Source organism: Halobacteriovorax sp., from assembly GCF_041587335.1.
In the GTDB taxonomy this organism is placed as follows: domain Bacteria; phylum Bdellovibrionota; class Bacteriovoracia; order Bacteriovoracales; family Bacteriovoracaceae; genus Halobacteriovorax.
The window spans coordinates 1-13663 of sequence record NZ_JBFGYP010000076.1 but is presented as its reverse complement, the minus strand read 5'-3'; the positions used below and the strand labels follow the sequence as shown (position 1 = coordinate 13663).

The 13663-nt window shown below is 35.0% G+C and carries 19 protein-coding genes; 8 read left to right on the top strand and 11 right to left on the bottom strand.

The window, feature by feature from the left end; genetic code table 11:
• Positions 1–1152 (bottom strand): cytochrome c peroxidase (locus ABX784_RS11075; RefSeq protein WP_372655101.1); only part of this gene is annotated, 1152 nt, incomplete at its 3' end.
• Positions 1153–1251: 99 nt separating this feature from the next.
• Positions 1252–1704, bottom strand: a complete 453-nt coding sequence (locus ABX784_RS11070; protein WP_372655099.1) for a hypothetical protein — start codon at positions 1702–1704, stop codon at positions 1252–1254.
• Positions 1705–1784: 80 nt separating this feature from the next.
• Between ABX784_RS11070 and ABX784_RS11065 the strand changes: the two genes are divergently transcribed.
• The 4 genes from ABX784_RS11065 to ABX784_RS11050 all read left to right on the top strand — a co-directional run bounded on the left by ABX784_RS11065 (position 1785) and on the right by ABX784_RS11050 (position 5911).
• Positions 1785–2804, top strand: coding sequence for an SAM-dependent methyltransferase (locus tag ABX784_RS11065; RefSeq protein ID WP_372655098.1), 1020 nt, complete (start codon positions 1785–1787; stop codon positions 2802–2804).
• Positions 2801–3589: a sulfite exporter TauE/SafE family protein gene (locus tag ABX784_RS11060; RefSeq protein ID WP_372655097.1), complete on the top strand. Its 789-nt coding sequence runs from the start codon at positions 2801–2803 to the stop codon at positions 3587–3589. Before ABX784_RS11065 ends, ABX784_RS11060 begins: the two co-directional genes overlap by 4 nt.
• Positions 3590–3711: 122 nt before the next feature.
• Positions 3712–5277, top strand: coding sequence for a catalase (locus tag ABX784_RS11055; RefSeq protein ID WP_372655096.1), 1566 nt, complete (start codon positions 3712–3714; stop codon positions 5275–5277).
• Positions 5278–5344: 67 nt separating this feature from the next.
• A complete protein-coding gene (locus ABX784_RS11050) occupies positions 5345–5911 on the top strand; it encodes an ankyrin repeat domain-containing protein (RefSeq protein ID WP_372655095.1) in 567 nt (188 codons plus the stop codon).
• On the opposite strand, the gene ABX784_RS11045 is transcribed toward ABX784_RS11050, so the two are convergent.
• The 9 genes from ABX784_RS11045 to ABX784_RS11005 all read right to left on the bottom strand — a co-directional run bounded on the left by ABX784_RS11045 (position 5900) and on the right by ABX784_RS11005 (position 11403).
• Positions 5900–6433 (bottom strand): zinc-dependent peptidase, encoded by a 534-nt coding sequence (locus ABX784_RS11045; protein ID WP_372655094.1) that lies wholly within the window; start codon positions 6431–6433, stop codon positions 5900–5902. The two genes, ABX784_RS11050 and ABX784_RS11045, sit on opposite strands and share 12 nt — an antisense overlap.
• A gap of 78 nt (positions 6434–6511) precedes the next feature.
• Complete coding sequence (locus ABX784_RS11040) at positions 6512–7201, bottom strand: PilZ domain-containing protein (RefSeq protein WP_372655093.1); 690 nt, start codon at positions 7199–7201, stop codon at positions 6512–6514.
• Positions 7202–7277: 76 nt separating this feature from the next.
• Positions 7278–7688, bottom strand: coding sequence for a hypothetical protein (locus ABX784_RS11035; RefSeq protein WP_372655092.1), 411 nt, complete (start codon positions 7686–7688; stop codon positions 7278–7280).
• Between the two features lie 93 nt (positions 7689–7781).
• Entirely contained in the window at positions 7782–8096 is a 315-nt protein-coding gene (locus ABX784_RS11030; RefSeq protein WP_372655091.1) for an AzlD domain-containing protein, read from the bottom strand.
• Positions 8093–8782 (bottom strand): AzlC family ABC transporter permease, encoded by a 690-nt coding sequence (locus tag ABX784_RS11025; RefSeq protein ID WP_372655090.1) that lies wholly within the window; start codon positions 8780–8782, stop codon positions 8093–8095. The genes ABX784_RS11030 and ABX784_RS11025 overlap by 4 nt, the downstream gene beginning before the upstream one ends.
• 38 nt (positions 8783–8820) lie before the next feature.
• Positions 8821–9426, bottom strand: a complete 606-nt coding sequence (locus ABX784_RS11020; protein ID WP_372655089.1) for a 2OG-Fe(II) oxygenase — start codon at positions 9424–9426, stop codon at positions 8821–8823.
• Positions 9427–9522: 96 nt separating this feature from the next.
• Entirely contained in the window at positions 9523–10437 is a 915-nt protein-coding gene (locus ABX784_RS11015) for a glycoside hydrolase family 25 protein (protein ID WP_372655088.1), read from the bottom strand.
• Between the two features lie 104 nt (positions 10438–10541).
• Positions 10542–10787 (bottom strand): DUF1456 family protein, encoded by a 246-nt coding sequence (locus ABX784_RS11010; protein ID WP_372655087.1) that lies wholly within the window; start codon positions 10785–10787, stop codon positions 10542–10544.
• Between the two features lie 106 nt (positions 10788–10893).
• On the bottom strand, positions 10894–11403 hold the full coding sequence (locus ABX784_RS11005; protein ID WP_372655086.1) for a hypothetical protein: 510 nt from the start codon (positions 11401–11403) through the stop codon (positions 10894–10896).
• Positions 11404–11534: 131 nt separating this feature from the next.
• On the opposite strand from ABX784_RS11005, the gene ABX784_RS11000 reads away from it, so the two are divergent.
• The 4 genes from ABX784_RS11000 to ABX784_RS10985 form a co-directional block, all read left to right on the top strand.
• Entirely contained in the window at positions 11535–12194 is a 660-nt protein-coding gene (locus ABX784_RS11000; protein WP_372655085.1) for a hypothetical protein, read from the top strand.
• 89 nt (positions 12195–12283) lie between these two features.
• The gene (locus tag ABX784_RS10995; protein ID WP_372655084.1) at positions 12284–12841 is read left to right on the top strand and encodes an outer membrane beta-barrel protein; all 558 of its coding nucleotides are present in this window, start codon (positions 12284–12286) and stop codon (positions 12839–12841) included.
• 71 nt (positions 12842–12912) lie between these two features.
• A complete protein-coding gene (locus tag ABX784_RS10990; RefSeq protein ID WP_372655083.1) occupies positions 12913–13215 on the top strand; it encodes a DUF6172 family protein in 303 nt (100 codons plus the stop codon).
• Positions 13216–13264: 49 nt separating this feature from the next.
• Positions 13265–13663 (top strand): hypothetical protein (locus tag ABX784_RS10985; protein WP_372655082.1); only part of this gene is annotated, 399 nt, incomplete at its 3' end.

Genomic DNA, 13663 nt, shown 5'->3' with positions numbered 1-13663 from the left:
TACAAATAACTTTTGTGGATAGTTCTTCTCAAATAGATCATTTAACCAATCACTCTTATAATTATCGATACTTCTTGTTCCACTAATATAGTGATTTACGACATCTCCAAGACTCTTGTATGCACCAGAGTGAAAGTAAGGGGCCGTTAAAGCTACGTTTCTAAGAGGAGGCACTCTAAAGTGGTAGCGATCTAGCTCATTATTAGTAATCAGGAATCTTCCCTCATCATTATGCTTTATATCTTTTCCAGGGCCAGTTTGAGGAGAAGCGACACCTTCAAAAGCAAATCCACCTAATAAGGTTCCATTGTGGCAACGAATACAAAGTCCACCTTCAAAAAATACGAGTGCACCATTCTTGGCCTTAGTATTAAGTGCTGATTCATCACCCCTTAAGTAATTATCCCAAGGTGTGTCATAGACAGCAAACCTGTGCTTTTGAAAATGAGCAAGGGCATTACCAAAGTGTCCAATATTTAATTCATCCGCATTAGGGAAAGCTTTTCTAAAGAGATCTACATACTCCTTTCTCTTTAGGAGTCTATTCATTATATGCTTCCAAGCCTGCTCATCAGTCTCAGCATCTGCAATTTCATTTGTCCCTTTTACTCCACGCATTTCCTCATGTGAAAGAATTGGAAATAGAGCTTGTGCAGCAAGGGCACTTCCAAGAACTTCAGTGATATCCCAACGCTCGGGATAGTCTCCATTCAAGGCCTCAGCTGGCGTTTCATACACATCCCAGTCACTTCGGTAGTTGACTCTTCCATCCCAGAACATAAAGCTCATATCTTTATGTCCAAGATTGTATAAGGGAGGGGAATTTCTAGGTATTACTTGTCCAGCGAGTCCTGCGATTCTATTCTTTCCAACGCCTTCTCCACCTTCTCCAATAGATAGTGGTAATGCGTCCCCTGTTCCAAGCTTAGGATCATGACAAGTAGAGCAGCTAATGTTTCTATTGCCAGAGATTTCTTTTTCGAAAAATAGTTTTTCACCTAATATATACTTTACGTCATTTAGACCCGTAGGTTTTTCTACGGCCTTAAGTTGAAAAGTTTTAATATAGGCTTGAAGTTTAGTATCTAGATCAGATTTTGCATTGGCCGTGAATATAATGGTTAATTGTATTAAGATAAACTTAAATAACATTTCTTTGTCCTGTGTGTGTGTGTGTGTGTGGCGAAAATTCTAGTGCGCACTAGTTTGAGTAGTCAAACTATTTTTCACCACTCATTACAACACATCGAATCAAGAAAGCTTTATAGAGCCTAAGAAGTGATTTACTTCAGATATTTTCTTATTATCTTTAAGTTTCAAAAAGAGAGGAATACTTTTGTAACGTCCATCCTTGTAAAAAATTGAAATACTGTAGTTTCCAGATGCTTCTCCTCCTCTTGTCCTTGAAAGCGAGATATCTTTTATTTCAGATAGTTCAAAATCAATCTTTCTAGTTCTAAATAGATAATGAAGTTTTACTTGTAGCGATGAGCTAGATTCTAGGACAATCTCTCTTGGAAAAATAAAGTTAACTACTCCCAATGGGATTATCGTAAAAACTCCTACTCCAAAGGAGTCATAGCTACCTCCAGTGAAATATAGATAAATTTGATATAGGCCAGTTAGAAATACAACGAAGCAAAAAATAAAAGGTATTTTTGAAGTTTGAATTCTTAACTTATTTGAAGCTCTACAATTTATCATGTGATTAAGTTTACCATTACTACTCGTTAATTTATAAAATAAGTGCTAAATTTGTTCTATTAAAATATTTAGGAGTAGTTTTGCATTATATCTTAGCAAAGAACGTAGATTGGCTCGGACCACTTAAAGAAGAAATTAAAAATAGCTTTGACACAGAATCAGAATCTGTTGCAGGTCTTCCTATTTTAAAAGTGTCATCAGACTTAGATCTAAAAAATAAGTACTTAGCTTTTTCAACGACAGCACTTTTAAATACAGAAAAGTTCCCAGAAGACTCTATTTCGAAACAGGCCCAAGCCTTAGTAGATTCAATCTGTAAAAAGATTAGTGCAGATCAATCTATTAATCTACATGTCTTTAGTATGACTAATAAATATGGTGTTTTAGAAACAGGTCGAGCAGAGATTTTAAAAGATAAAATTCATAAAAATTTAAGAAAGAACAAAATAAGAATTTTAAGAAAAAAGTTTGACCGCTCTTTGGCCATTGTACAGGTAATGCTGCTAGATGACCGATCAGTCATATTATCGGTACAAACGTCAGAAGAGGTTTCTCAATACAATTCACTCTACTCTCCTTACGTAGGAGGTTTCAATAATGTTGAAGATGATAAAAAAGCGCCATCAAGAGCATTTAAAAAAATTGTTGAAGCTCAAGAGATCCTTGGTGTTAAAATATCAGAGAATGAAACATTAATCGACTTAGGAGCCTGTCCAGGTGGATGGACTTATATTGCAAGAAAGAATGGTGCAAGCGTAATAGCGATTGACCGTTCAGAGCTTAGAGAAGACCTCATGGTAGACGAGAAGGTTCAATTTCTTCAAACAGATGCCTTTAAGTATAGACCAGATCAAACTCTCGACTGGTCCGTCTCAGATATTATCTCTACACCAGATAGAGTTATAGAGTTAATTACAACATGGGTACTTGGTAAACTGTGTCGTAACTTTATATTCACAATTAAATTCCAAGGTAAGGAAGGCTACCACGTTCTTGAAGATTTTAAGAAGTTGGCGGATCAATGTGACTTTAAAATAATTTTAAAGCAGCTTAATGCCAACAAGAATGAAGTGACAATAATGGGAACTGAAAGAGTATGACATACTTAATATACTTACTACTAGGCGTCTTCGCAGGAACACTTTCAGGGCTTTTTGGAATTGGTGGCGGTCTAGTCATAGTACCTACGCTTCTCTTTTGTTTTAGATTCCTTGGATTTTCTCCCGATCTAGCAATTCACATGGCGATTGGAACATCTCTCTCAATAATAGTGATCACCTCGTCTAACTCCGTATTTAGCCATCATAAAAGAGGTGGTATTGATTGGAAGATAGTGCGAAAAATATTAATTCCTCTAATTATAGGAACCTATTCTGGCGGTCTAATATCAAGTAAGCTTTCAGCAAGTCTATTAGAGACAATCTTCTCAGTATACGTTGTTCTTGTTTCTCTTAAAATGTTCTTAGATGTCAAAATAGATAAGATTGAAAAAGAGACATCAATTATTATGTATTCAATTGTTGGAGCTATCATTGGCTTTAAATCTGCTATTCTTGGAATTGGTGGTGGTACTATAAGCATTCCATTCCTTTCATGGCGTGGATTCTCTATGAAAAAAGCAGTTGGTGTATCTGCGGCCCTAGGACTACCTATCTCTATAGTAGGGAGTATCTCTTATATAGTCTCAGGCCTTAAGGTTACGAACCTCCCAGAGCAAAGTCTAGGCTATATCTATTTACCAGCATTTCTAGGGGTGATTCTTACAAGCTCATTTTTTGCTCACCTAGGGGCCAAACTCTCACATAAGCTTCCACAAGATAAAATGAGAAAAGGTTTTGCTATCTTTCTATCAATTATTGCAGTAAAAATGATTTTCTTTAGCTAACAATCTGAAAACACACCAATAGATAAAAACTATCACCCCATAACAAATCACAATTATACTCTATCACCATTTTATACGAGAATGTTAACACAAATAAAATAACATTCGAAATGGAGGGAATGATGAGTATAAAAAAAGTGATAAATAGACTAGCAATAGCCTCAGTCTTACTCACTCCGAGTATTTACGCTGATACTTTAACAAGAGAAACAGGTGCTCCAGTTGGAGATAACCAAAACTCTAAGACAGCTGGGCCAAACGGAGGAGTTCTTCTAGAGGATGCACATCTAATAGAGAAGCTAGCTAGATTTGATAGAATGAGAATACCTGAAAGAGTAGTTCACCCAAGAGGAACAGGAGCTCATGGAGTATTTAAGTCATATGGGAATTTCAAGAATCTAACGAGAGCATCTCTACTTAGTAAAAAAAATAAGCAAACACCAGTATTTGTTCGCTTTTCTTCAGTTATTCACTCTAAAGGATCGCCAGAGACTCTAAGAGACCCTAGAGGATTCGCTACAAAGTTCTATACTGATGAAGGAAACTGGGACCTTGTTGGAAATAACTTACCAGTATTTTTCATAAGAGATGCTATGAAGTTTCCAGACATGGTTAACTCTCTAAAGCCTGACCCAAAAACAAATAAACAAGATGCCAATAGAATTTTTGATTTCATGGCACACCACCCAGAAAGTATCCATATGTGGACTCACCTATTTTCAAATAAGGGAACTCCTGCAAGTTTAAGAAAAATGGACGGAAACGGGGTACATGCTTATAAGTTTGTAAATAAAGACAATGTCGTAAGATATGTGAAGTTTAGATGGAAATCAAAACAAGGAATAAAAAACCTTACACAAGAAGAGGCAAACACTGTTCAAGGTAAAGATTTTTCTCACCTAACAAACGATCTTTACGAAAATATTGCAAAAGGAAACTACCCTTCTTGGGAATTAGTAGGACTTGTAATGGAAGAGTCTGATCTAAGTAAGAATGATTTCAATCCGCTAGATGCGACTAAAGATTGGAACTGTGAGATGAAATTAGTTAAGTGCTCTAAACTTGGGATCATGACATTGAATAAAGTTCCAAAGAACTTCTTTCAATTCACTGAGCAAGCAGCATTCTCACCAGCGGTATTTGTACCAGGAATTGAGCCTTCAGAAGATAGACTTCTTCAAGGTAGACTTTTCTCTTACTCTGATACTCAGAGATACAGACTTGGTGTGAACTATCAATATTTACCAGTAAATAGAGCTAAAGTTGAAATTAACACATATGCTCAAGATGGGGCTCTTTCAACAAGAGTAGCAAATCAAGAACATGTAAACTATCAACCTAACAACTTCGATGGAAGCTTAAATAGAGATCGTGGTGAATTGCACGAAGATACAACTCTTAAGTATAGTAAACACAAACTTTCTGGAACAACTCAACAAGAGATGATCAAGAAAACTCAAAACTTTAAGCAAGCTGGTGATACATATAGAAGCTATAGTGACTTTGATAAGAAACACCTTATCAAAAACTTTGCAGACACAATGAACCAGATCAAAAACAAGAAGATTGTTCTTCAAATGGTTTCATATGCTTATGCAGCAGACAAAGACTACGGTACACGAGTAGCAAAGCAAACAAATACAAAAATAAAAGACGTACTAAAAGTAGTAGAAAAAGTTAGAGACTAGTAATTAAGTTTAATAAGATGGAGGGGATCTCCCTCCATCTCTACTTTAACTTTAAAAGGGAAGAATCATGAAACTAAAAGCAACGATACTTATTCTCACAGGACTTTTCTTAAGCTCTAACCTCTACTCAAAAGAATTAGAGAACTCTAAAGATAAACTAATAGAGATGGTGACTGTGGCCGCGAAACAAAATAACCACAAGTTAATAGATGAGTATGTAAAATATGGTGGAAACTTAAATGTTCAGGATGAGAAGGGATATACACCACTTATCTTTGCTGCATACTATGGTCATGAGAAATTAGTTACAAAGCTCCTAGATAAAGGTGCTAATGCATGTATTAAAGATAAACGTGGAAATACTGCCCTAATGGGAGCAATCTTTAAAGGTAATATCAAGGTAGCATATAAGTTAATGTCTACAGACTGTGATGTTAACCAAGAAAATGAAGCAAATCAGACGGCTCTAATGTATGCATCACTATTTGGTAGAGAAGAAATAGTGAAAGAGCTTATTAATAAAGGCGCAAAAGTCGAAGTAAAAGATAAAGATGGCAGAAGCGCTAAAGATATTGCTAAATCTCAATTTAATAAAGATATGATTAATCTATTAGAGAAATACTCAATTAGATAATTTGTAATAGTAATTAAGCAGATCAAATAATCTTTTATTCTTTTTTCTCATTTCTTTTGGACTCTTGAAGTACTCTAATGAGTACTTCACAAAATGACCGTCAAATTCTCTAAGGGGCATTTTCCCAACTTCTTTTTCAAATTGAGTTTCATTTTTAGAAAACCATTCTTCTTGGTTCATTAAAATGAATCCACTTTCAACAGTAGGATAAAAATTACTTTTTCTATTAACAATAGGAAGGCACGCCCTCGCACAGGCAAAAAGCTTATCTTCTTCCATGACATCAGCACCCCACTCTTTTTCATTATAAAAAATGGAGATCTTATTTAATAGTTTTGACCTTAGGTCTAGATTAAGTTCTTTATAATAGGTAAAACTTTCAAGTAATTTCTTATCCCACTCTCCCCTATAGTCTCTCATCTTTCTGACGTAGAGAGATCTTTTTAAAGATAGTGAGTAATTCAAATAAATGAAAAAGAGAAGTATTCCTATAAATGCGGCAACAAATGGGATTAAAAACATAATTCTTTGATACGTCTGAATTCACAGTTAGTCATCCCCTTTTCTTAGAAATCACTTAAAGTGAAAAATAAAAAGGGGTTATTCTTCATAGCTATTCATAAAATAAGGAATAGCGCTTAAGAACCTAAGTCCCATTTTATAATCACGGCTTGTTATTAGTTCCATATTACGCTCAGTTTTTGTAACATGTACTATTTCACAAATAACTCTTTCGTCTAATGGGACATCTCCAAACTTACTGATGAAAATCTTTTGTCCTACCTTAAAGTAATTTATCTTTGTAACACTAAAGACGACACCAATACCATCTTGACTTAGGTCTAGAACATTCATTTCAAATGAAGAATTCTTAGTTTTATATTGGACATCTAGATCAACTTTAACTTTAATATCTTGCTCTAGGAGATTACTACGGGCCTGTTCTCTATTTTCAATTATACGAAACTTTCTTGGAACAATTATTTGAATTTTATCGTGACTCATTTTTCGAATGTGGGCCTTAAATAGAAGTGAGCGATCACTAAAACGTATATAAACATCTTCATCTTCTCTAAAGTTAAATTTTTGTTGATTTACTTCGACTAACTGAAGAACACCTTTTTCAGATGCAAATTTTTGAATAAATGCTTCGTGCTTCTTTTTGACAATATCAGACTCTGGCTGCCAAAGGAGTATTGTTTCAATTTTATCTATTGTTCGATATATACACTCTTGTAGAGATTGAAAATCATTCTCCCATACCATCTTCTTCAAAAAAGATTGATCCATATAACTTCTCGCATTCCTAGTTTCTAAACTAATAGTATGCGAAAAGTTAAATAAAAACTATCGGTAAATATTTTTTCTATAGCAGCTTATTCACAAACTCAGGAACAATAGCTGTAGGACATTTTTGATAATCCCTATCAAATGCAACAGACTTAAGTCCATTTTGAAACCATCTTATTTCAAGCAGCTTCCCCGACGATAATGATCGGATAAATACAACATCTCCGTCCATCTCATCTTCACTAGTTTGTACGTTGTCTATAGACGTAATTGAAACAAGTCCATCATAGATACTAGAGAATACTTCATACTCTTCATCTAATACAAAATCTTCTTCATTATCTAACATCCACTTATTAACATTTAGCTCTATTTGAGAGAACACTTTCTTATTAGCAAAACCAAAGCCTGCTTTCTTTAAAGAACTGTTCACACACTCAGCTGAAAACGTAGAGGACATTAGTAAAAATATTAGTAAAAACTTCATATAAACTCCTTTATAAAAATAGTAACAAGAAGATTTTTTAGTGAAAAGCTTTTGCACACAATAAGACTGACTCAGTGCTATATACAGAAAAATCTACGACAAAATATATAAAATAATAAGACCAGAGACAATTGTTATAAATACGCTCTTAAGCCTATAACAAATGATTGAAGCGATGATTAGGACAATAAACCTTTCTTTATTAAAAAGTAATTCATTAGCTCCCTTATGGTAGAAAGTCATCGGCACAACAAGAGCAGGAAAAATAGCAGCAGGAATTAAGGACAAGATCTCTTTAAATCTTTCAGATATTTCAATTCTACTAGAAAGATAAATAAAAGTTGAACGTATAATAAAAGTCCCAAGTCCTAGTCCAATAATTACAAACCATATCCCTTCATACTTCATTGTTTCTTCCTAAGTAGAAATGAACCAAAGAGCATAGCAATTGCACCTGAAGCTAGGAGTCCTAAATTATATGGTAGATTATAAAAAAGAATTGAAAGTATAGATGATGCTAAAGCAACATAGTAATACTTTTTATTTCTAAGTGTTGGCATGGCCAGGGCAATAAAACTTAAGGGAACTGCGAAGTCTAAATTCAGTGAAGATGGTAGAAAGTTTCCAAATATAAAGCCTACCAATACAAAGAGCTGCCAAGAAAAAGACATGCATAATGCGGCACCAATATAGAATGGAACCTTCTCCTCTTTACTCTTTAGCTGGTTAGAGTTTGCAGTATAAACAGCATAAGCTTGATCAGTAACAAGGTATGCCCCAATAGTCTTTGTCCCAACCGAGGAGTCTTTTAGGACTTCAGAAAGAGAGACACTATAAAGTATCATTCTAAGGTTGATAACCAGTCCGGTAATGATAATGACAGAACTTGGAACATCTTTCATCAATAGGTCTACAGCAACTAGTTGAGAAGCTCCAGCAAAGACGAGTGTATTTAAGGCGCCCAACTCTATTCCAGATAACTCGGCGGTACTCCCAACAGCTCCCATAATAAGTCCAAATGGAAGAACTGCTGGAATGATAGGCAACATCGCTTTTGAGCCTTTAATAATAAATTGAGTATATCCCTTTTGCATATGAGAGATTATCTATGAACAAAGCAATATAAGCAATCTTAAATAAGAGGAAGTGTCTCATCGTCTCTCATCCAGCTAGTAAGTCCATAACGACGCACTTTTGATTCTAGTACTTCATGAAAAATTTGAGAGGAAAAAAAAGTAACAAGTGTTCCCTTCTTAGGATGAATCACCTTATCAACAATATTACGATTATCTCTATTGTACAGAACTAACTCTCCTCCCTCGAGGCAATCTTCTAAATATAAAATACAGCTAACTTGTCGGTGGCGCGTCTTAGAATGCTGATCAATATGTTTTTTATAAAAGCCACCTTTTTCATAAATCGCGAATTGAGACTCAAACCTTTTCATTGAAAGAAAGAAGTGACGATTTAAAGTGAGCATAAGATCAGTTAATTTAACTTTGAATATATTTAAAGACAGAGATGCCTGCCAATCTTCAATCCAATAAATATTTGATTTTCGAATACTGGAATCTACCAGTAGGTTTAGATGACGACTTACTCCCCCTTCATAGAAGAAATCTTCACTCTCAAGATACTTTAAGCGCTCTAAGATATCATCACACTCAGGGTTAGATATGAAACCACACACTTCAGACCAACCAACACTTTCAAGCTCTGAACATATGATATTTAACACAAAGAACCCCTAGAAAAGGGTTATCTTACAATAGAAGAAGGCCTCTTAGTAATCGATTTACTAGAGGCCTTAGTTAGTTTCAAGTTAAGTTAAATTTTAGTAGTTATTCCACTGATTAATAAGTTCTGCAGGAGGTCCATTGAACACATTTACATCCATATCGAACTCTGTCCCAGGAACATTGTATAAACAAGTCCCCGTTCTGCTACAATTAATCTCACTAGAGAATTGCCACATAAAGTAATTCTTCCAAAGGCTTCCAGGGTAATCTGTCACATGTGACTTAAACCTTGCATACCAAAGCTTTGACTGCTGAAAGATTGGATTATCTTCAACAAGAGTGTTTAGCTTCTTTGTTGTAGAATGGTTGGCGTATACAGTTGGAATTTGCCCTGTTTTTTCATAAACATACTCCATAAATACAATCGCTTCTTCTATACTCATAAAGCTACTAGATGCAGTATCTTCTAGATCTAGAATCATTAGAGTATCTAAATCTTCACCAATGAGATCTAGAAAAAGATCAGCTTGAGCAATAGTATCTCCTCTTCTTCCAAGGTGGTACGCTCCCCATAGATAGCCTCGTTCAAGTGCTATTGCCTTTCTTTCGAAGTACTTTTTATCAACACGGGCCCCGATACTTGATCTATGAATAACCCCTACAACTTTAGTATCTGTGGCCATTTCATCCCAATCAATACCGTTTCCTTCATAGGCATCGATAATAATTGATGTATCACTTCTCTCCCAAGGTCTATTTAATGATGCTTGGTCTGTTTCTCCAGGATCTGGATTCGGGTCTGGATCTGGGTCCGGTTCAGTAGGCGTTGTTACGTCTCCATCATCTGGTTCACCATCGGAACACTTCTCATCTGCCTCAATGGAATCATCAGAGGAGATATTAGTAGTGTTAGTGTTAGTATTCGTATCGCAATCATCTTCCTTCACGCATGAAAAAGATAATAGAACGACGGCCAATAAAATCAATTTTATTCTTTTAGTTTCTCTCATGCCTTCTGATCGGCAATTAAAAAAGAGTGTTAATTTAGATTGTTATTTTTGCCCCGATGGGAAAGAATGTCCCAAACCATGGGGGTTTGGGAGATTTGTTCAAGCTATTTATTAGTTGGTTTTGGAGGTCTAGGTCCTCGTTTTTTAATGATAAGTCCATTTAAGAAGTTTCTAAGTAGTTGATCTCCACAATCCATATACTTAGGATGATCTTCATTTCTAAAGAGGGCCCCTAGCTCAGATTTAGAGATATCAAAATCTACAAGCTTAAGGATTTCAACAATATCCTCATCTCTATACTTAAGTGCTACTCTTAATTTCTTTAAAATATCATTATTCGTAAGTGCCATACCTATCCTGTCTTAATTTTTCTATATCTCTATCATTTCTAGTCTAAAATTAAAATCAATAAAGTTCCTGCACGTAGTAATTACTTAGTATTAGCTCGGTAAAAGACTACTTCTCAAGTATTTTTTTTAGCTTATTTAGGTAGCGCTTCATCTGAAAGGAGTAGAGCTTCATAACAATTTGTGGTGAAACATTGAGACCAAAAGTTTCTTTGATCATCTTTCTATCAAAGTCTACAACATATTTAAATGTAGTTTTCCCCTTATCTTCAGTAAAGAACCTCTGGCTCTTTAAATAGAATGGGCTTCCAGCCGGTGTTTCAAAAATAACTTTACATGGAGCATCGATCTCTATGACTGCAGTAGTTGTAATAAAATTTTTACGAATCCCTATCCATGCATCCTCTCTAAACCAACTTCCGACAACTACATCATCGTTGTTTGTTGTCATATCATTGACCTCACTTCTCCATAAGTGATCATTCATAGGGCTAGAAACTAAATCAAAGACCTTATCTATTGGAGCACTGATCGTGACTTCACCGGTAGATTGCACTAACTCTAGAGAGAAAGATTGGAGGGATATTACAAAGATAAATACTAAAGTTAATAATTTCATTTAGTAATGGTAGGAACTTAAGAACAAAGTGGCAAGAAAGACTCTACATGACCTTAACTCTCATTAGAGACCTTTTCATATGAGTTAAAAAACTCTACAATTTTAAAGTATGAATCTTGAGGATATTAGAATTGCACTTATCAAAGCATAGGCCCCATAGAAATTTAAAGTATCTAGCTTGGCTGCGAACTAAGAACTGTATTGTCTCAGGAAAAAAAGCCCAGTGTGCTCACCACATACGACTTGGTACGAACGGAGGGACATCACTAAAGCCCTCAGACTATTTCTGTATTCCATTACTAAACGAGTTCCACACAACTGGACACAGCGCTCTCCACATTATAGGAGAAGAAACATTTCTCAAACAATTCTCAATCAGACCAACTGAAGTTTTTATAAAACATCTGAGTGAGTACCTTAAAGATGCCTTTGATATCGACTATAAAGTTTGCGATAAGCCAGAACAAGAAACGATAAGTGATCTGATTGATCTTATAGAAAGTAAGATTGTAAGAAGTTCATCTCTAAGTAAGAAAAAGAAAGCTAGCGTCAAAAAAGATCCTACTCCCAAAGTCAGCATTACAGAAAGTAGTTACTATCAATCGGCTAAAAAGCTCAAGAATGAGCGAGACAAAGAGCTGAGAAGAAAACTCAAAGAGGAATCAAAGAACTCAGCATCTCCAAAGAAGCAATTTAAAGGTAACGAATTCTATGAGAAAGCTAAAGAGCTGAAGAGAATCAAAGATAAAGAGCTTAGAAAGAAGCTCAAAGAACAAGCTAAAAAGAAATGAACCTCTATTAAATATCAACAACTTAGTCAATCTTTAAGCATATTTTTCTCATAAACAAATTATCCTTAAAAATAAGGTAATATAGACCCATGAAAAAGATAACACTACTTCTATTCTTATCACTATCTATTCCTTCAACAATGGCAGTAAGCTCAAAGGGCAATTTAACGATTGGACCTATTGTAGGCTATGAAAGAGTTCAGAAGATCTCTCCTACTCCTCATACTAAGGATAGGCTCTTCTATGGTATCAGAGCTGTTTACGGACCACCCCTCCTTTCTGCTGAAGCAGAGATCACTCAAGGAAAAGATACCGAAAGCTTCCCGGAAAGAGACTTAACAATAAAAGAGACGGCCACTTCAGCAATGGTTGGTCTTAGATCAAACTTCTTAAGAACAAAGTTTCTTACGACTTATATTAGGGCCGGAGGTCACGCAAGAAAGTCAGAAGTAGAGACTACAGAAGCAGGCGTTACTACTACTCGAGAGCCAGCCGTTAACGTTTCTCCTTACGCAGGAGCTGGACTAAATATCAATTTAATGAATAAATTCACCTTAAATCTTGGAATTACAGCTATTTTCACAGGAAAGCCTAAGGGAAGCGATAGCGAATACCAGACAAGTCTAGGCTTCACTGTAAATATTTAAGAAAATAACAACTTAGATAGTATTCCTTGTATTTCTTTGGTACTAAAACTTAAAGAAATACAGAGGAATATATGAAAAAGTCATTTACGTTTGCATCAAAGAATAAAACACCAGAAAGAAATATAGATTCAATTAAATTCGAAATAAAGAAGTATATCGCTAGAGAAAGAAGAAAGAAGCTTCCAGAAGGGACTGATTTTTGGGCATTTGACTGTAAAATCGGAGCAGATGAATCAGTAAGCGAAATACTAGAACTAAAAGATATCGGAAAAAGTATTGATAATATTTTCTCTCAAGGCCACGGTGCTTTCTACCTAGAGATACTAGCAAGACCAGCCTATAAATCTAAAACAAAAGAAACTCAAAAGAAATAATTACCAACTAACACCTTAAGATTACTCTACTTTATTCCGATAAAGTAGAGTGAAATTAAAATCTAAAACCTTTATATTCATAACCCTACTTCTCCTTTCAAGTTGCGCTAGGATTGAGAATCGTAGAGACGTTGCTTCAACAGCTGAAGTTCAATCTAGTTGCTCAGAAATCACAAAACAATTCCTTAAGAGAAGTAACCATAAATCCAATCTTCAAAATTTAAAATCAAGTCTTTTACAAATTAATGTAGACGATTATAAAACGAAGAAGATCTTTGAAGAAGTAGAAGATCATTTTAAAAGAACTATAGCAAAAATTAAAAATGTAGATGAGCTATTTGATATTTTCGATTTTCTAAAAGTGATCTCTTCAGTAAAGAGAGTTGATCAAGGAAAGGTTCATCTCTTTGCATCTAAAATACAGTACTTAATTTCTCAGGGTAATTTA